A 19,332-nucleotide genomic window follows, 5' to 3' on the forward strand; every position below is an offset into this window, starting at 1 on the left:
GGCGTCAGGATGGTTGCAGCCGAAGGAATTATTTATATTTTAACGATTGTACTATACGGCCTGAGCGTCCTTTGCTACTTCGTTGATTTTTCCCAGACCAACCGGAAGGTGAACCGACTCGCCTTCTGGTTGCTTTCTATTGTCTGGGCGTCGCAGACGGCCTTTTTAGTACTTAGAATAATTATGTATGACCGTGCGCCCGTAATAACGCCTTTTGAAGGCATGTACTTCTACGCCTGGTCTCTTGTAACCATTTCACTTATTGTGAATTGGTTTTTTCGAATGGATGTACTGGTTTTCTTTTTAAATGTGATCGGTTTTTTACTGATGACGTTCAGCTCGTTTTCGTTTAATGGCGATATCCCAAACGAGCTTGAAACACTGCTGCTATCTGAAACGCTCGTTGTGCATATAATTTTTATTCTGCTTTCTTATGCTTCGTTCACACTGGCATTTGTATTCTCAGCGATGTATGTGCTGCAGCACCAGCTTTTAAAAAGAAAGCTGTGGGGGAAACGGTTAATCAGGATGGAGAACCTTCCGAAAATGGAAAAGCTGGCAGGCACGACCACAGTGATCGGAGTCCCTCTTTTATTCGCAGGGCTGGTCTTTGGTTTTCTCTGGGCAGGCAGGTGGTACGATGCTCTTCCCTGGCAGGATGCGAAAGTGATTGGCTCGATCATTCTTCTTAGTTTTTACAGCACGTATATTTATTTACTGGCTGTTCATCATTGGCGCGGTTACCGAATGGCGCTTTTAAATGTTGCTTGTTTTGTGGTTTTACTGATTAATTATTTTATCTCCAGTGATTTGAGTCAGTTTCATATATGGTACTTATAATAAATAAGGATGCTTAGAAAGGAATGGCTAGACGCATGCGGACAATTACCCTTGGTACGAGAAAAAGTAATCTGGCTTTAAAACAGACGGAGTGGGTGCAAAAAGAGCTTGAGAAGCTGGACCTTCCTTATCGCTTTGAAGTAAAAAAAATTTCCACAAAAGGTGACCGTGTTCTGGATCGAACGCTTTCCAAAGTTGGCGGGAAAGGACTTTTTGTAAAGGAAATTGAACAGGCGCTTACAGACGGTGAAATCGATATAGCTGTGCACAGCATGAAAGATCTTCCCGGGGAGATGGCGGAAGGTTTCGAAGTTGGTGCGATGACAAACCGTGTGGATCCAAGAGACGCCTATATTGCAAACGATCATGTAAAATTTCATAATCTTCCGCTCGGGGCTGTGATCGGTACAAGCAGTCTGCGACGCACTTCTCAAATTAAAGCGGAGCGTCCGGATTTGAACGTTCAGTGGATTCGGGGCAATATTGAAACCAGGCTTCGAAAGTTGCGGGAGGAAAGCTTCGACGCTATTATTCTGGCGGCTGCAGGCCTCGAGCGTATGGGCTGGAGCGATGAAATTGTAACAGAATTCCTGGACCCTGCTATGTGCGTACCGGCTGTAGGACAGGGAGCGCTTGGTATTGAATGCCGAAGCGGAGATGAAGATATATTAAAGATCATTCAACATCTGCATGATGAGCCGGTAGCGGTATGTGTAGCTGCGGAACGGGCTTTCCTTAAAGCAGTAGAGGGTGGATGTGCGGTGCCGATCGGCGGGTATGCTACTTTAAATAAACAGGGGAATGTGCAGTTAACTGCGATGATCGGCTCTACAGACGGAAAAAATATACTGAGGGAAAAGCTGACAGGCGATAATCCAGAGGATATGGGCAAAAAAGCTGCTCATGCCCTGCTTGGACGAGGCGGCAAAGAAATTCTGGAACAGGCCCGGGAAGAGATGGGGGAAGAGTAGTGACAGCAACAGTGCTGGTGACAAGAGGGACCGGCCAGAATGCAAGTCTGGTGCAGGGTCTTCAGTCTGCAGGCTGTTGTGTTAAAGCGGTGCCGGTTATTACTACGGTGCCAAGATACAAACAGGAGGAGGAGGCAGCAGAGCGCTGGAAGAACGGCGATATAGACTGGATGCTTGTTACAAGCGTGAATGCCGTCTACTATTTGGCAGGATGGAAAAAACGGTATGGTCTTGGTATTCCTGACGGTTTAAAAACAGCTGCTGTAGGACCAAAAACCAGACAAGCGTTGGAACTGGAAGGCTTTCAGGTAGAGCTGATGCCGGAAAAATATAACGCCGTTTCGTTAGCTGAATCAGCCGGGCGGGTAATCGACCGCCGGGAAAGTGTACTTCTTCCTCAAAGCGCCCAGGCGGCTGACACCTTGTACCGGTTGCTGGCAGCTCAGGGTATCAACATTTGGGTGTGGCATTTGTATACAACGGTACCTGAAGAAAAAAATAAGTCCCTCCTTCAGTCTGTCTTAAAAACCCGGGAGATCGACGTGCTGACAGCGGCGAGTCCCTCCTCTATAAATGCGCTGCACCAGCTTGCAGGTGCTTACCGGCAGGTGCTTTCAGCTATTCCCGTAGTGGCAATCGGTCCCTCGACCGGACGCGCTGCCCGCGAGAGCGGCTTCAAGTATGTTTATGAAGCAGAGGTCCATTCCGTCGAAGGAATCATAGAAAAAACCAAGGAAATCATTTAGGAGGCTTCACATTGACTGATTTACATTTCCGCCGGCACCGCAGGCTGCGGACGACGCCGGGTATAAGAGCAATGGTAAGAGAAAACGAACTAAGGCCCAACGATTTAATCTATCCTATTTTTGTGGTCGAAGGAGAGAATGTGCGTAAAGAAGTACCGTCCATGCCGGGCGTTTACCACGTTTCTCTGGATTATTTGAATGCAGAAATGGATGAGTTGGAATCTCTCGGAATTCCGAGCGTTATCGTATTTGGCGTGCCTCATGAGGAAGAAAAAGATGCAGAAGGGACGCCGGCTTTTCTAAAAAACGGTATCGTCCAGCGGGCAATCCGGCAGATAAAAGAACACAATCCGGAGTTAACAGTAATTGCGGATACCTGTCTATGCCAGTATACGGACCATGGACACTGCGGGGTGATTCATGGAGGCTATGTGGATAACGATGAATCGCTGAAAAACTTAACAGAAACTGCCGTGTCCCAGGCAGAAGCCGGGGCAGATATTATTGCCCCGTCGAACATGATGGATGGCTTTACAGCGGCGATCCGGGAAGGACTTGACCGGGCTGGGCACGTCACGGTCCCGCTGATGTCCTACACAGTTAAATATGCCAGTGCCTTTTACGGGCCTTTCCGTGACGCGGCTCACAGCACGCCTTCGTTTGGGGACCGGAAAACCTATCAGATGGACCCTCCGAACCGGCTTGAAGCGTTGAAGGAAGCGGAAACCGATGTCGAAGAGGGAGCCGATTTTCTTATCGTGAAGCCGGCTCTTGCTTATCTCGATATTGTGAGAGAAGTGAAAGAGCGCACCGGTTATCCAGTGGTAGCGTATAATGTGTCCGGGGAATATGCGATGATTAAAGCTGCTGCCCAAAACGGATGGGTAAATGAAAAAGATATAGTTATGGAAAAGCTGACCAGCATGAAGCGTGCCGGTGCGGACCTGATCGTAACCTACTTTGCCAAAGACGCTGTCCGTTATATGCGGGAAGACAGTAAATAATAAAAACAAGCTCTGGAATGTATTCAGTCCAGGGCTTGTTTTCGTTATAATAAGGACGGGAATAGCAACAAGATAACTTTAAGTATTCAGGAGGTATGACATGAAATCGTATCATAATTCAATACACGCACATGAACGCGCAAAGAAAGTAATGCCGGGCGGCGTCAGCAGCCCTGTGCGGACATATGAATCTGTCGGCCATCCGGCCGTTTATATGGACGAAGGCAAAGGTTCCCGCATTAAAGATATCGACGGAAACGAATACATTGACTATGTGATGTCCTGGGGACCGCTTCTTCTCGGGCATGCGAATGACCACGTGGTCGACAGCTTGAAGATCGTGGCTGAAAAGGGTACGAGCTTTGGAGCCTCGCACGTAACCGAAGCCGGCCTGGCAGAGCTTGTCGTTGACCGGGTACCATCTATTGAAGTAGTACGGATGGTGAATTCGGGCACGGAAGCGACCATGAGCGCTCTGCGCCTAGCCCGCGGATTTACCGGCCGGGATAAAATCGTGAAAATGGAAGGCTGTTACCACGGCCACGGGGATTCCCTTCTTATTCGAGCCGGCTCCGGTGTTGCTACGCTGGGGTTGCCGGACAGCCCGGGCGTCCCGGGCTCCATTGCCCAGAACACGCTGACGGTTCCGTACAACGATCTCGACAGCCTGCAAAAGGCATTCGACGAGTACGGTGACGAAATTGCCGGAGTTATCCTCGAGCCTGTTACCGGTAACATGGGCGTTGTCACCCCCGGAGAAGGGTTTTTGGAAGGCGTTCGTGACATTACGAACCAGTACGGAAGCCTGTTGATTTTTGATGAAGTTATGAGCGGCTTCCGGGTGGACTATAACAGTGCCCAGGGCCACTACGGCGTGACGCCTGATCTCACGTGCCTTGGAAAGGTCATTGGCGGCGGCCTTCCGGTGGGAGCCTACGGTGGCCGTGCCGATATTATGCAGCAGATTGCGCCGGACGGGCCTATCTATCAGGCAGGCACACTTTCCGGCAATCCACTGGCGATGACAGCCGGACTTGAAACGCTCAGGCAGGTGGACGAAAAAAGCTACGAAACGTTTCGTGCCCGTGCTGCCCAGCTTGAAGAAGGACTGAACCGGGCGGCTTCTAAACACGGTATCCCTCATCAAATTAACCGGGCCGGGGCAATGATCGGCTTGTTCTTTACCGATGAACCCGTTGTTGACTTTGCCTCTGCGAAAAAATCTGATTTAGGGATGTTCGCCCGTTATTTCCGTGGAATGATGGCAGAAGGCATCTCGCTTCCGCCTTCGCAGTTCGAAGGGCTGTTTTTATCGACAGAGCACAGTGAAGAAGACATCGAGCGGACCATTGATGCGGCTGACCGCGTCTTTGCAAGCCTGGCTGCAAATAAAGAACACGGGGAAGACAGTTGACGCATGGGTCTTCGTTTCGTAAAATAAAGACACTAAAGCAATATTAATAATAAAAGCAGAAACAGGGAGGAGTACGCACGCAGGTTCGTTGTACAGAAAAAGAATCCAGGGCTGAGAGATTCTTTAACAACCCGTGCGGAAAGTCGCCCTCGAGCTTCTTTTCTGAACGCATACAGTAAGAAAAGACGGTAACCGCCGTTATGGGAAAGTGCCTGCTTGGCAGCGGGTATTAAGGTGGTACCGCGAAAACTCTTCGTCCTTACTGGGGATGAGGAGTTTTTTTATGAGAAGAAAGGGGATTTGTATGGGAAAACAAGAAATGGAAATGGCGAAAAAGTATGCTCCAAAAGAAACAGAGAACCGCTGGTATGAGTTTTGGAAAGAAACCGGCCAATTTGAAGCAGGCCAGACAGATGGCACCCCGTATACTATCGTTATTCCGCCGCCGAATGTGACCGGCCGGCTTCACCTCGGCCATGCGTGGGATACAACACTTCAAGATATTTTAATCCGCATGAAACGCATGCAGGGCTATGACGCTTTATGGCTTCCGGGGATGGACCATGCTGGTATCGCCACCCAGTCCAAAGTCGAGGCGCAGCTGAAGGAAGAAGGCACAAGCCGATATGAGCTCGGGCGGGAAGCGTTCCTCGAAAAAACGTGGGGGTGGAAAGAAGAATATGCAGATTTCATCCGCAGCCAGTGGGCCAAGCTCGGGCTGTCACTCGACTATTCGAGAGAGCGGTTCACGCTTGATAAAGGCCTGTCGGAAGCGGTGCGGGAAGTGTTTGTTTCATTGTATGAAAGAGACCTTATCTACCGGGGTGAATACATTATCAACTGGGACCCTGAAACGCAGACGGCACTTTCAGATATTGAAGTGGAATACAAAGAAGTGCAGGGTCACTTTTACCATATGCGTTACCCGGTTAAAGGCGAAAACACCTCGATCGAAGTAGCGACGACCCGGCCGGAAACAATGCTCGGCGATACGGCAGTAGCCGTACACCCAGAGGACGGTCGTTATAAACACCTTATTGGTAAGACAGCCGTTCTCCCCGTGATTGGAAGAGAAATTCCGATCATCGCAGATGACTATGTAGACATGGATTTTGGTTCAGGGGCAGTGAAAATTACGCCTGCACATGATCCGAATGATTTTGAAATGGGCAACCGCCATGATCTGCCGCGCGTGCTTGTGATGAATGAAGACGGCAGCATGAATGAAAATGCCGGCGTCTACGAAGGCATGGACCGCTTTGCCTGTCGTCGGCAGTTGACGAAGGATTTAAAGGCAGAGGGCATTCTGTTTGATATTGAAGAACATATGCACTCTGTCGGCCATTCCGAACGGAGCGGCGCCGTAGTTGAACCGTATCTTTCCACGCAGTGGTTTGTAAATATGGGGCCGCTTGCGGACCAGGCCGTAGAGCTTCAGAAGAAGGAAGAAAAAGTTACCTTTGTGCCGGAACGCTTCGAAAAAACGTATCTGCAGTGGATGGAAAATATCCGGGACTGGTGTATTTCCCGACAGCTGTGGTGGGGGCACCGTATCCCGGCCTGGTATCATAAAGAAACAGGTGAAATTTATGTCGGGCGCACGGCACCGGAAAACCCAGAAGAGTGGAAGCAGGATGAGGACGTGCTTGATACCTGGTTTAGTTCGGCTTTATGGCCGTTTTCCACTATGGGCTGGCCGGAAAAAAGCACAGACTATACGCGCTATTACCCAACCAGTGCGCTTGTCACCGGCTACGATATTATTTTCTTCTGGGTGTCGCGGATGATTTTTCAGGGGCTGGAATTTACCGGAGAACGCCCGTTTGAGGACGTGCTTATTCACGGCCTGGTACGTGACAGCGAAGGACGGAAAATGAGTAAATCCCTCGGCAACGGGGTGGACCCGATGGATGTTATCGATCAGTACGGGGCGGACGCTCTGCGTTTTCTGCTCGCTACAGGCACAACGCCGGGCAACGATATTCGTTTCCAGTGGGAAAAAGTAGAGGCCAACTGGAATTTTGGCAATAAAATTTGGAACGCCGCCCGGTTTACGCTAATGAATGTGGAAGGGGTAACGGCAGAAGACATCGAGCTCAAAGGCACAAAAACGGTAGCAGATCGCTGGATTTTACACCGGCTGCAGGAAACAAAACAGAACGCCACCCAGCTGATGGAAAAATATGAGTTTGGCGAAGCCGGAAGGACGCTTTATAACTTTATTTGGGATGACCTCTGCGACTGGTATATCGAAATGGCTAAACTTCCACTGTACGGCGAAGCCGAACAGCCGAAACAAATGGCCCAGTCCGTGCTTGTTCATGTATTCGACCAGACGATGCGCATGCTTCACCCGATGATGCCATTTATTACAGAAGAAATTTGGCAGCACCTTCCTCACGAGGGGACGTCGATCATGAGTGCTTCCTGGCCGACAGCAGACCCTCAGCTGTTTGATGAGGAAGCGGTACGTGATATGGAATTAATTCAGGAGGTTATTCGTTCAGTCCGGAATACACGGGCGGAAATGAATGTTCCACCGAGTAAAGCAGTGCCGATGAGCCTGAAGCCGTCCAGCAGCCAGGTCTTGGAACGAATCGAACGGAGCCGGGACTATATTGTACGGTTCGGAAACCCGGAGACATTGACTATTGATGCGGCACTGGAAGCTCCGGAAAAGTCCATTTCTCACGTTCTGAGCGGGGCAGAAATCTTTCTGCCGCTCGAAGGCTTGATTAATGTAGATGAAGAAATAGAGCGTCTGCAGCGGGAAAAAGACAAGCTCGATAAAGAAGTGGAACGGGTCACTAAAAAGCTGAACAACGAAGGATTTGTCAGCAAAGCTCCTGCCCACGTTGTTGAAGAAGAAAAAGAAAAACAAAAAGATTATGAACAAAAAAGAGAAAAAGTAACGGCCAGAATGAAAGAACTGCAAAAAAGCTAAGCAGCAGCCGGCCCCCGGCCAGGGGGCCTGTTGCATGGCTGTTTAAAGGGAGGTATATTTTGCACACATATAAAGAAGCAGAAGCATGGGTGCACTCACTCGAAACGTTTGGTATCCGCCCGGGCCTTGATCGGATGAATATGATGCTTGAAGCTGTCGGCAATCCGGAACGCCGGCTGAAAGGCATTCACATTGGCGGTACAAACGGTAAAGGATCTACCGCAGCATTTACGAGAAGCATTATGACAGAAGCAGGCATTGTCTGCGGGTCATTCACCTCGCCGTATATCCATCATTTCCGTGAGCGGATTGCGACAGACGGAGAGCCGATCAGTGAGGAGGATTTTTTGGAGCTTGCTGCAGTACTCCGCCCGGTAGTAGAGAGTATTGCGCGCACCCCGTTTGGTTCGCCGACGGAGTTTGAAGTGATTACTGTCATCGCGGCAATGTATTTTGCCAGAAAAACGTTTCCGGACGTAGTCATATGGGAAGTTGGCCTTGGCGGCCGCCTGGACGCTACTAATGCGATCCACCCTATGGTGAGCATTATCACAAACATCGGGCACGATCATCAGGGAATACTCGGGGACACGCTCGAAGAAGTAGCCCGGGAAAAAGCCGGTATTATTAAGGGCGGGGTACCTGTAATAACGTGTGAACAGAATGAAGAGCTTGCTGGCATTTTTGAGGAAGCTGCCGATTACCAGCGTTCGAAATTTTACCAGCTTGGCCGTCAGTTTCATGTCCGCCGCCTCGCACCATCAGAATCGGGAACCCAATTTTCTTTTTATTCCCTGCTTGGAGACATGGAAGATCTCGAAGTGTCCATGCTCGGGGAGCATCAGGTAGAGAATGCGGCAGCCGCTGTGATTACTACACGTTATTTGAAAATGTATTACGCACTGCCCGCAGAAGATGAGCACATCCGGACCGGCCTGAAGAAAGCATCCTGGCCGGGAAGACTTGAAAATGCGCCTGGCGAACAGCGTGTCCTTTTCGACGGTGCTCATAATGAAGAAGGCATGAAAAGTCTTAAAGAAGCATTAAGACAGCACTATCCCAACAGTCGTTTCCACTTTATTGTTGGCATGAAAGAAGATAAATTACAGGCACCGGTGCTCGACCAGCTGGACGGATTGAATATAAAATCTATCACAGCAGTGCCTTTTGATTTTCCACAGGCAGCAGCCCCGGAAGATATTGCGGCAGCCAATTCGGCAGATGTTCAACAAGCCCGGAGCTGGCAGGAAGCATGGGAAAACGCCAACACGGGCCGGGGACAGGAAGACGTGGTCGTGTTTGCCGGATCCCTGTATTTCATCTCCCAGCTGACGCAGGAGTGGAATCAATAATGAAACGAAAAGCAGAAGCACGCCGGCTTCTGCTTTTTTAATATATTTTCGAGCTAATAAAAAGAAATTCATGCTATAATAAGAAAAAAATGGAAGAGGTGTTGTGATGAGCATATTGCTCGCTGTATATATTACAGCGGCAGGGATGATAGTGAGTTCCTTCTGTAATGTCGCCGGCATGCGTCTGGCTGCCGGCGGGTCCGTGTGGCGGCCCCCTTCGCGCTGCCCGGTATGTATCCAGCCGATCAAAAAAAGAGATTTAGTCCCCTGCTGTTCATATTTGTACCTGGGCGGTAAATGCCGTTTCTGCAAAAACCGTATTTCTGCGATTTATCCTCTTATGGAAGGCGCCGGTGGTGTCTTGTTTTTCCTCGCTTATGCCCGCTTCGGGCTGACGGCAGAATTCGCTGCAGCTTTACTTCTTATTTCCTACCTTTTTATTATTACTATCAGTGATATTACAGCCATGCTCATTCCAGACAGGGTGTCGCTTCTGTTTTTACTTGGAGCGGTGCTTTTAAAATTTTTCTGGTTGGAAGAGCCTGCCTGGACCGAAAGCTTCATAGGCGCAGTCGCCGGTTTTTTCCTTTTATCAGCCATTATCATGACGACAAGAGGAGGGATGGGCGGCGGTGACCTGAAAATATTTACCGCTCTCGGTTTTTTCTTTGGGCCTTGCCTGCTTGCCGTCAATTTTGCGGCTGCTGTATTTACAGCCTCTATGGTTGTTTTCCTCCTGTATCCTTTTGGCATTTTTAAAATAGGAAAACCTTTCCCCTTTGCTCCCGCTATTGCCGCTGGCGGCATATTTACTTTGTTTGCCGGAGAAATATGCCTGAAGTGGTACCTATCGTTTTTGTAACCCCCATTTTATATCCCCGCACATGAAGGAGACGATTACTAATGAATGTAACTGTAATGCCTGCTGGAAAAGAACCGTTTCGGCCCCGTGAGAAAATGGAACATAAAGGAGCGGAGGCGTTGACGGAACAGGAACTGCTGGCCGTGCTTCTCCGCACAGGTACAAAGCAGGCGCCGGTACTAGAAGTAGCTGCCCGGGTAATGGAACGCTTTGACGTTCTGCCATTATTGAAAGAAGCTACCAGAGAAGAGCTGATGGAAATCCCGGGAATTGGAAAGGCGAAAGCACTGGAACTGCAAGCAGCACTCGAACTGGGAAAGCGTATCTTTCGTTATTCTTACCCGGACAGGTACGTTGTTCGTTCTCCGGAAGATGCAGCAGAATACATGATGGAAGATCTAAGGTTTTTACAGCAGGAGCATTTTGTAGTATTATGCCTGAATACTAAAAATCAAATTATCCATAAACAGACATTATTTATCGGCAGCCTGAATTCAAGTATTGTCCACCCAAGGGAGCTATTTAAAGAAGCTCTGCGCCGTTCAGCAGCGTCGATTATCTGTCTGCATAATCATCCATCCGGAGATCCGGCGCCGAGCAGTGAAGATATTCAGGTAACCAAACGGGTGGCAGAATGCGGCAGACTGCTGGGCATTGAGCTGCTTGATCACGTTATCGTAGGCGATCACCGCTTTGAGAGTATGAAAGAGCAGGGTTTTATGTAAAACAACAGATTAAAAATTATTTGCTTTCTGAAAAAAGAGGAAATTGGCCGGCGTGAAAATACACCTATCTAAAAAAACAGGTGCATTGACCCTATGTTTTTCAAATAATTTTCAGTATAATAAAAAATAGTGCATGCAGGGGCAATTATAATTTAATGCATATTAACGGGGCGTCAGAAGTGCGAAAAATCCGCAGATGACACTATTCATCTAAAGGCCGCTGAACGCCCACTACATACAGGCATTCTGGGGATGCCGAAAAACATTATCCAACATAACAATTTATTAGACAATTTAATGATAATACCTGCTGAAAAAAGGCTGTCATGCATTTTGCAAGACGAGAGGAGATATACATAGATGTTTGGAACGAGAGACCTGGGGATCGATTTAGGTACGGCAAATACGCTCGTTTACGCCAAAGGAGAAGGAGTCATTCTTCGTGAACCCTCGGTGGTGGCCATACGGACAGACACGGGAAATATTGAAGCTGTAGGTCACAGTGCAAAAAACATGATTGGGCGTACGCCAGGGAATATTACGGCCATACGTCCAATGAAAGACGGCGTCATTGCTGATTTTGATACGACGGCTACCATGATGGAATATTTTATTGGGCAATCGGTCAAAAAACGTTCTATATTCTCAAGAAAGCCGAACGTGATGGTGTGCGTGCCGTCAGGTATTACAGCAGTTGAGAAGCGGGCTGTAGAAGACGCAACCAAACAGGCCGGGGCAAGAGAAGCCTACACGATTGAAGAACCGTTTGCAGCAGCCATTGGAGCTGACCTGCCCGTATGGGAGCCTACGGGAAGCATGGTCGTTGATATTGGGGGCGGAACAACAGAAGTGGCGATCATTTCTCTCGGTGGAATTGTCACAAGTCAATCAATCCGTATTGCCGGTGATGAAATGGATGAAGCAATCATCCAGTATATAAGAAAAACCTACAATGTTATGGTTGGAGAGCGTACAGCAGAAGCCATTAAGCTTGAAGTCGGTGCTGCTGCTCCTCCTTCAGAAAATGAAAACAATGAAATGATGGAAATTCGTGGGAGAGATGTAGTGACCGGACTTCCCAAAACAGTTACAATTACCTCTGAAGAGATTTCAGGCTGTCTTAAAGACACGGTATCGACTATTATTGACACGGTGAAGAGTACACTTGAGCAGACGCCGCCGGAATTGGCCGCGGATATAATGGACCGCGGGATCCTGTTAACAGGAGGAGGGGCGCTTTTGCAGCACATTGACCGGGTGCTCAGCGAAGAAACAAATATGCCGGTTTTAGTGTCGGAAGAGCCTTTGGATTGTGTGGCACTTGGTACAGGACGCGCTTTAGAAAATATTCATTTATTCCGCTCGAAAGCAGGTATTACATCCCGCTCAGGCCGGAATGCTTAATCTATCTTTAGAGTAGGTGGGTAACCATGCCGCACTTTTTTAACAACAAGCGATTAATCATCTTGATGGTAAGCATTATTCTTCTTGTTATACTCATTGGGTTCTCTATGAGAGAACGGGAATCGGTGCCGTGGCCGGAAGAGTTTGTAAGAGACTCTGTCGGTGTCTTTCAATCGACCATCAGCCGCCCGGCTCACTTTGCAGCAAATCGCTTCGAAGCTGTGGAAAACCTGCTGGATACATACGAGGAAAATAAAACCCTCAAACAGCAGCTCGAAAAGTATGCTGCCACTTCGGCAGAGCTTGAAAATACCCGTCAGGAAAATGAAACGCTCCGGGAATCATCAGAGACGCAGGAAATGCTGAGCGACTATGAAAGCCGGCAGGCGCTTGTTGTCTACCGTAATCCTGACCGCTGGACACAGACGATTGGCATCAATCAGGGTACTCAAAACGGTATTGAACAGGATATGGCTGTCGTTACAAACGAAGGTCTTATCGGGCGTGTAGCAGAGGCTTCCGAATTTTCCTCCACGGTCCAATTGCTATCAGACGGAGAACGGACAAACCGTATCAGCGCCAGCGTTGATACTGGTGAAGATCCAGTCAACGCCTTTATTGAAGGCTGGGACGAAGACCGGGATGGCCTCATGCTCCGGAAAATTCGCAGCGATGCAGAAATTGAAGAAGGCCAGCAGGTGGTTACATCAGGAATGGGCGGGGCGTTTCCAAGCGGTATCCCGATTGGTGAAGTACAAAGCGTTGAGCCGGATGAGTACGGTTTAACGTACAATGCCCTTATTGAACCAGCGGCAGACTTCAGTGACCTCACGTATGTGAATGTTTTAGACCGGAGCATTGAAGACTTGAGTGAAGAATTCCCTTCACTCGAAGAAGATCAGGAGCAGGAAAATCAAGAAGAAGAAAACGTGGACCCGGTCGGTGAAGAAGGCGGCGGAGAGTCATGACGCGCTTTCTTATCCCCGTATCGATCTTTTGCTTATTTCTTGTCGAAGGAACGTGGTTTGAAATCCTTTTTCCACAGGAAAATGAAAGTGGATGGGTGTGGATGCCAAGATTTGCGCTTATCGGGGTGGTTTTGACCAGCATATACCGCGGCCCGGTCGCAGGAGTATGGGCAGGTGTTTTTGTTGGTTTTCTCTATGATTTTACGTACACGCAGATTCTCGGTATCTATACGTTCTGCTTTGGCTTTATTGCGTATATGAGCTCCTATTCTCTGCCGGTAGTCCGAAACAGTTATGGATGGCAGTGGCTGATCATATTTTGCGCGCTTTTCGTATTTGAGCTAATCATCTATTTTATTTATTTTTTGTTAGGCATTGCCGGACTTTCTTTCGGGGAATTTTTAGTGAAGCGTATGATTGCTTCGTGGCTTATTAACGGAGCTGCTGCTTTACTGCTGCTTGTTCCTTTCCGCCGTATTTTTGACTGGATCGAAAACCAGGAAAAGATCAGACAGCGATAATTTTCAAAAAAAAGAAGTGGTTTGCTGTTTATTCCTGTGAAATGAAACCGTATAATGGAAAGAACGACATTTACTAAGAATGGAGAGCGCTTAAGGGTTCAGGGGTGAAAATATGACGAATAACAATGGAAATTATGTAACGATTAAAGGCACTAAAGAAGGACTAACCATTGTATTAAATGATCAGTGCTCTTATCAGGAACTTCTTGAAGAATTAAAGAAGAAGATTGAACGGGAGCAGCGTTTGTTTGAAAACGGGCCTCAAGTGGAAGTCCGTGTGCATGCCGGGAACCGTTATTTAAGTAAAAGTCACGAAGAAGAAATTACGGAAGTGTTGAACAAAACGGGTTCCGTACGGGTGCATGAAGTCCATTCGAACGTAATGACAAAAGATGAAGCACACGAGGCCATTGAAAAAGCCACGGTGACCTCTGTCACACAGATCGTCCGTTCCGGCCAGGTGCTCCGGAAAAAAGGCGACATCCTGATTATCGGCGATGTCAATCCCGGCGGAGTAGTCGAAGCTACGGGTAACATTTATGTTATCGGGGCATTAAAGGGAATAGCAAGAGCCGGCACAGAAGGTGAAAGCCATGCTGTGGTATGTGCCTCAGTAATGATTCCTAAACAAATTTCTATTTCGGATACGTATTTCTACGCACCGGAAAAGCATGAAAAGCAGGAACAGAAGCCTGCTATTGAAGGTCCGGGCTACGCGTATGTCACTGGAGAAGAATACAAGGCAATTGCATTTGAGGAAACAAAAATGCTCGGGCATTATTTACGCTCGGTCTCGTATACATAAGCATGTCAGGCCGAAAACACTTTCCGGTAACCGTTAGCCGGAACGAGGAGCATGTAAGGTCTGAAAGGAGGAACCGTTGGTGGGAGAGGCAATAGTAATTACATCCGGAAAAGGCGGGGTCGGGAAAACCACGACTTCGGCTAATATCGGTACAGCACTTGCACTGCAGGGACAAAAAGTATGTTTGATTGATACCGACATCGGGCTTCGGAATTTAGATGTCGTAATGGGTCTGGAAAACCGGATTATTTATGATCTGGTGGACGCCGCAGAAGGACGCTGTAAGGTACAGCAGGCATTAATCCGGGACAAGAGGTTCGATTGCCTGCACTTGCTGCCGGCAGCTCAGACGAAGGACAAATCTGCGGTGAACCCGGAACAAATGCAGGAGATTGTAGAAACACTGCGCCCAGAATACGATTTTATTCTTATCGACTGCCCGGCTGGTATTGAGCAGGGATTCAAGAATGCCGTATCCGGCGCAGATAAAGCAATCGTCGTCACCACGCCGGACACGGCAGCTGTCAGAGATGCTGATCGTATCATTGGGCTCCTGGAAAATGAAGACATTGAACCGCCTAAGCTGGTAGTGAACCGGGTGCGGAGCGATCTTTCCAGAGAGGGCAATGTGCTGGACGTGGAAGACGTCGTAGCTACACTTGCAGTAGACCTGCTTGGGATGATTGTAGACGAGGAGCATGTGTTAAAAGCAGCTCATAAAGGCGAGCCGATTGCAATGAATCCCAACAGCAGAGCTTCGCTGGGGTACCGTAATATTGCGCGCCGGCTGCTAGGGGAATCGGTGCCGCTGATGGCAGTAGAAGAAAAGAAAAGCTTTTTCTCTAAAGTGAAAAGTTTATTCGGAATAAAAGCATAGCAGATACTTGGACAGGGAGCATTCTTCCTGTCCTTTTTGGGCAGATAAGCCAATTTTGTTTTCTTTAAGATCAGCGTGGTATAATAACAATGAAAGGGCATGCTGTTTTGGATCTGATTCCCGAATCGCCTGTCTTTCCTGCAAAGGTTTTTACAGAATGAAAGGCTTCGAGTATCTATCCGAATGCGCGAAGGAGGAATCACTGATGACCGTTATAGAAAAGCACCCTTATCTTTCCGATGAAGAACGCCAGAAACTGGCTCTTTTAAATAAACAAATGCAGGAAGCAGCCTCTGAACAGGAGCTGAAGCGGCTGACTACGCAGATTGCTCTTCTTCACGAAAAGGCGAAGGTCAGAGAAGAAAATAAGTCTAACTGAATGACTGCCACCAGCAAGTGGCAGTCTTTTTCTTTCAGAAAGAAATGTACCACTGGAGGAACGTTCGATGGAATTAATTGCAAATATGAAATCCGGGGAAGCAAGAGCGGCCCTGAAACATAATGGAAGAGTGAAAGAGTTCTTTTTCGAGTCAGCAATGGATGACACGGCGGCCGGAGAAATCTATAAAGGAAGAGTCGTGGATGTGCTTCCAGGCATGGATGCTGCATTTATTGATATCGGTAAAGGGAAAAAAGGATATCTGCACAGGGACAATATTATGTCGTACCGGCTGCTGAAAGAGCCGCTTGCTGAAAAAAAGCAGCGGGGAATTAAAAGTTTCATTAAAAAGGGGGAGTATTTATTTGTGCAGGTCGTGAAGGAAGAAACGGCCAGCAAGGGTGCCAAACTTAAAGAAAATTTGTCACTGCCGGGAAAATATTGTGTCTACCTCCCCGATGAGCCGGGTTTGTTTATTTCACAAAAGGTGGAGAACGCTGTAAAAGAAGAATGGCTCGAACAGGAAGAAGCCCTGCCGTTGAATGGAGACGGGCTGATCGTGCGTACAGAAGGAACAACACAGCCTCTGGATGTAATTAAAAAGGAAGTATCCCAGCTGCAGAGCCTGTGGCAGGACATGATCCTCCGGGGGGAGAGTTTATCTTCGCCGGGAAAGGTGTCGCAGGAAGAACACTTTTTAATAAAATGCCTGGCTTATGTGCCTGGAGAGCAAATAAAAAGAATTGTTGCAGATACAAAAGAAGCGGTGGAAACAGCAAAGGCACAATTCAGCGGGCGGGCGCTGGAACAACGGCCGGAATTTGTGCTGCTGGACCATCCGGAAAACATTTTTTCAAGAGAGAATGTGGATGCGGATCTCGAGCGGGCTTTGAAGCCTGTCGCCTGGCTGAAAAGCGGAGGATTTTTACAGATCGAGAAAACAGAAATGTGCGTCACGATTGATGTAAACACGGGAAGGTTTACCGGAAAGCATGGTCTGGAGGATACGATCATAAAAACGAATCTCGAAGCAGCTGCAGAAGTAATGCATCAACTGCGTGTAAGAAATCTCTCCGGGATGGTCATGATTGATTTTATACGCATGCATGACGAAAAAGACCGGAGGCGTTTAATGCAGGCATTAGAAGAAAAATCAGATGAGGATCCGCAGAAGATCCGAATTGCCGGCTTCTCTGCACTTGGCGTTCTGGAACTGACCCGGCAGCGTTCCCGCCAGAGCCTCGAAGAACACATACTCGAACCCTATGGAACTGAATACGGTAAAGGCTGGAGACTGTCGGAAAAAGAACTCGCAGAAAAATCGAAACGAATGCTCGGCGCCTGGAAGGAAGAAGAGGTGGATGCGATTGTATTAGAGGTGCCGGACCGGCTGCTCATCCGGGAAGGCAAAGCGCTGTATGAAGCCCTGCAGCAAATAGCGCCGGGACGGTTGTTCATTGTTTCTGCGCCGACAGAACAGGAGATCATTGTGCGCTATGCGGGAAGTCTTGAAGTAGCAGCACAAAGAAATGAGGCATTGAAAGCTCAAATGAAGCAGCGGGGAATTGACTTTCGTTTTTAATATATGCTATTATTTATAACGTTAGTTGTTTGGAAGCACCCAAACTACAACCGCACAAGAACAGGTTTAAGCCCTGGAAAGGCACCTGTATTGGCGAGTCTAAGTGATTAGGAGGTGCAGAAATGTACGCAATTATTGAAACTGGTGGAAAACAGTTAAAAGTAGAAGAAGGCCAGACCATCTTCGTTGAAAAATTGGATGGAGAAGCTGGAGATGAAGTAACATTCGGCAATGTAGTATTTGTCGGAGGCGACGATGTGAAAGTTGGTTCTCCTTTTGTGGAGGGAGCTAAAGTTACAGGCAAAGTCGAAAGACAAGGCCGTAACAAGAAAATCATCGTTTTCAAATTCAAAAAACGTAAAAACTACCGCCGTAAGCAGGGCCATCGTCAGCCATACACAAAAGTTACAATCAACAGCATTGATGCGTAATTATGATACGGGTCACTGTTAGCCGCGATGAAACAGAGCGTATTCGTTCTGTTACCATGACCGGTCACGCTGAATCAGGCCCTTACGGTTATGATTTAGTATGTGCCGGCGCCTCGGCAGTATCCTTTGGGGCTGTTAATGCGATGGCGGCTCTCTGCCATACAGATCCAACAGTGGATTTAGGCACAGAAGGCGGTTATTTTCATTGTGTGCTTCCGGAAGAAAGCACTGAAGAGGATAACCAACAGATGCAGCTGCTGGCAGAGGGTATGATTGTCTCTTTGGAGACCATAGCTGATCAGTACGGTGAATTTATATCAATTGAAGAGCATAGGAGGTGAATGTTGATGTTGAAATTAGACCTGCAGTTCTTTGCTCAGAAAAAAGGGGTAGGTAGTACAAAAAACGGTCGTGACTCCATTTCCAAGCGTTTGGGCACCAAACGCGCCGATGGCCAGCACGTAACCGGTGGTTCTATCCTCGTCCGCCAGCGCGGTTCGAAAATTTTCCCTGGCAACAACGTCGGTAAAGGTGGAGATGATACTCTTTTCTCCAAAATCGACGGCGTTGTGAAATTTGAGCGTGTCGGGAAAAAACGTAAACGCGTGAGCGTTTATGCAAAAGAAGCGTAACGTTTGTATCCGTTTAAACAGATATTTTCTGTTTAAACGGATTTTTTTATTTGAAGGGAGCGGGGGAAATGCAAATAACGATTATAGGCTTTTGGCATGCGTTTCCGGAGGCGGGGGAAGCAGCTTCCGGTTACCTGCTTGAAGAAGAAGGGTTTCAGCTGTTGCTTGACTGCGGAAGCGGGGTGGTTTCCCAGCTGCAGCATTATACAGAGCTTAGCGGAATTGATGCTGTACTGCTTTCCCACTACCACCAGGATCATGTAGGTGATTTTGGAGCTTTTCAGTATTATCGCCTGCTTGAACCTATACTCTGGCCGGAAAAGCATCATCAGGTGCCGGTTTATGCGCACCGGCAGGATGAAGAAGGCTTTCAGCGCCTGTTTTATAAAGAAGTAGTACAGCCGACAGAATACCGGGCGGAGGATCCGTTTGTAGCTGGGCCGTTTACTATTACTCCTGTGGCTGTAAAACACGCTGTGCCCTGCTTTGGTTTTCGGATTGAAACGGCTTCCGGAAGCCTGTTTTTTACCGCGGACACTTCATATATACCCGAAATTGCGCAGGCAGCTGCCGGGGTGGATATACTTATAGCAGAGTCGAGTTTTTATGCCGGGCAGGATGGGTCATTTGCCGGACATATGAATTCCGAAGAAGCAGCAAAACTAGCTGAAAAAGCTGAAGCAGGAAAATTAATATTGACTCATCTTCCTCATTTCGGAGAGCACATACAGTTAAAGAAAGAAGCAGAAAATATATTTTCAGGTCCCGTAGAGCTTGCAGCAACGGGCCTCAAGTTAACTATCGAATGAAGCAGAAATCATTTCTCCCGGGGAATGATTTTTTTGCGTTTAAATGAAAGCGGAAGCATTTTTACC

General features: G+C 48.0%; 20 protein-coding genes and 2 other annotated features. All 20 genes read left to right on the top strand.

Translation table 11 applies throughout. From position 1 onward, the window contains the following. Positions 1-9: 9 nt before the first annotated feature. The 20 genes from CHL76_RS09945 (at position 10) to CHL76_RS10035 (ending at position 19,266) form a co-directional block, all read left to right on the top strand. Entirely contained in the window at positions 10-840 is an 831-nt protein-coding gene (locus CHL76_RS09945; RefSeq protein ID WP_094908465.1) for a cytochrome C assembly family protein, read from the top strand. 35 nt (positions 841-875) lie between these two features. Continuing rightward, positions 876-1,811, top strand: coding sequence for a hydroxymethylbilane synthase (hemC, locus tag CHL76_RS09950; protein WP_094908466.1), 936 nt, complete (start codon positions 876-878; stop codon positions 1,809-1,811). Beyond that, entirely contained in the window at positions 1,811-2,557 is a 747-nt protein-coding gene (locus CHL76_RS09955; RefSeq protein WP_094908467.1) for a uroporphyrinogen-III synthase, read from the top strand. Before hemC ends, CHL76_RS09955 begins: the two co-directional genes overlap by 1 nt. An 11-nt stretch (positions 2,558-2,568) precedes the next feature. Next, positions 2,569-3,561 carry a porphobilinogen synthase gene (gene hemB, locus CHL76_RS09960; RefSeq protein WP_094908468.1) on the top strand — a complete coding sequence of 331 codons (993 nt, stop codon included), beginning with the start codon at positions 2,569-2,571 and terminating at the stop codon, positions 3,559-3,561. Between the two features lie 100 nt (positions 3,562-3,661). After that, complete coding sequence (gene hemL / locus CHL76_RS09965) at positions 3,662-4,975, top strand: glutamate-1-semialdehyde 2,1-aminomutase (protein WP_094908469.1); 1,314 nt, start codon at positions 3,662-3,664, stop codon at positions 4,973-4,975. Between the two features lie 49 nt (positions 4,976-5,024). Continuing rightward, positions 5,025-5,239 (top strand) — a binding site (T-box leader). Between the two features lie 40 nt (positions 5,240-5,279). Then, entirely contained in the window at positions 5,280-7,919 is a 2,640-nt protein-coding gene (locus tag CHL76_RS09970; RefSeq protein ID WP_094908470.1) for a valine--tRNA ligase, read from the top strand. 59 nt (positions 7,920-7,978) lie between these two features. Further along, a complete protein-coding gene (locus CHL76_RS09975) occupies positions 7,979-9,271 on the top strand; it encodes a bifunctional folylpolyglutamate synthase/dihydrofolate synthase (RefSeq protein ID WP_094908471.1) in 1,293 nt (430 codons plus the stop codon). A 106-nt stretch (positions 9,272-9,377) separates the two neighbouring features. Continuing rightward, positions 9,378-10,133 (top strand): prepilin peptidase, encoded by a 756-nt coding sequence (locus CHL76_RS09980; RefSeq protein ID WP_079475824.1) that lies wholly within the window; start codon positions 9,378-9,380, stop codon positions 10,131-10,133. A gap of 41 nt (positions 10,134-10,174) precedes the next feature. After that, entirely contained in the window at positions 10,175-10,858 is a 684-nt protein-coding gene (gene radC / locus CHL76_RS09985; RefSeq protein WP_079475825.1) for a RadC family protein, read from the top strand. A gap of 360 nt (positions 10,859-11,218) precedes the next feature. Beyond that, positions 11,219-12,262, top strand: coding sequence for a rod shape-determining protein (locus tag CHL76_RS09990; protein ID WP_079475826.1), 1,044 nt, complete (start codon positions 11,219-11,221; stop codon positions 12,260-12,262). Positions 12,263-12,288: 26 nt separating this feature from the next. Next, positions 12,289-13,230, top strand: a complete 942-nt coding sequence (gene mreC / locus CHL76_RS09995; protein WP_094908472.1) for a rod shape-determining protein MreC — start codon at positions 12,289-12,291, stop codon at positions 13,228-13,230. Further along, positions 13,227-13,751, top strand: a complete 525-nt coding sequence (gene mreD / locus CHL76_RS10000; protein ID WP_094908473.1) for a rod shape-determining protein MreD — start codon at positions 13,227-13,229, stop codon at positions 13,749-13,751. Before mreC ends, mreD begins: the two co-directional genes overlap by 4 nt. A 112-nt stretch (positions 13,752-13,863) precedes the next feature. Beyond that, entirely contained in the window at positions 13,864-14,556 is a 693-nt protein-coding gene (gene minC / locus CHL76_RS10005; protein ID WP_079475829.1) for a septum site-determining protein MinC, read from the top strand. Between the two features lie 79 nt (positions 14,557-14,635). Next, a complete protein-coding gene (minD, locus tag CHL76_RS10010; RefSeq protein ID WP_079475830.1) occupies positions 14,636-15,433 on the top strand; it encodes a septum site-determining protein MinD in 798 nt (265 codons plus the stop codon). Positions 15,434-15,638: 205 nt separating this feature from the next. Next, positions 15,639-15,812, top strand: coding sequence for a hypothetical protein (locus CHL76_RS17075; RefSeq protein ID WP_022793174.1), 174 nt, complete (start codon positions 15,639-15,641; stop codon positions 15,810-15,812). 67 nt (positions 15,813-15,879) lie between these two features. Beyond that, positions 15,880-17,394: an Rne/Rng family ribonuclease gene (locus CHL76_RS10015; protein ID WP_079475831.1), complete on the top strand. Its 1,515-nt coding sequence runs from the start codon at positions 15,880-15,882 to the stop codon at positions 17,392-17,394. Between the two features lie 38 nt (positions 17,395-17,432). Continuing rightward, positions 17,433-17,505 (top strand) — a sequence feature (ribosomal protein L21 leader region). A gap of 11 nt (positions 17,506-17,516) precedes the next feature. Continuing rightward, on the top strand, positions 17,517-17,825 hold the full coding sequence (gene rplU / locus CHL76_RS10020; RefSeq protein WP_079475832.1) for a 50S ribosomal protein L21: 309 nt from the start codon (positions 17,517-17,519) through the stop codon (positions 17,823-17,825). A gap of 2 nt (positions 17,826-17,827) precedes the next feature. Beyond that, positions 17,828-18,166: a ribosomal-processing cysteine protease Prp gene (locus tag CHL76_RS10025; RefSeq protein WP_079475833.1), complete on the top strand. Its 339-nt coding sequence runs from the start codon at positions 17,828-17,830 to the stop codon at positions 18,164-18,166. Positions 18,167-18,172: 6 nt separating this feature from the next. Continuing rightward, positions 18,173-18,457 carry a 50S ribosomal protein L27 gene (gene rpmA, locus CHL76_RS10030; RefSeq protein WP_022793178.1) on the top strand — a complete coding sequence of 95 codons (285 nt, stop codon included), beginning with the start codon at positions 18,173-18,175 and terminating at the stop codon, positions 18,455-18,457. A 68-nt stretch (positions 18,458-18,525) separates the two neighbouring features. Further along, positions 18,526-19,266, top strand: a complete 741-nt coding sequence (locus CHL76_RS10035) for an MBL fold metallo-hydrolase (protein WP_094908474.1) — start codon at positions 18,526-18,528, stop codon at positions 19,264-19,266. The last annotated feature ends 66 nt before the right edge of the window (positions 19,267-19,332 follow it).

This window comes from Marinococcus halophilus, assembly GCF_002265875.1.
Classification (GTDB): domain Bacteria; phylum Bacillota; class Bacilli; order Bacillales; family Marinococcaceae; genus Marinococcus; species Marinococcus halophilus.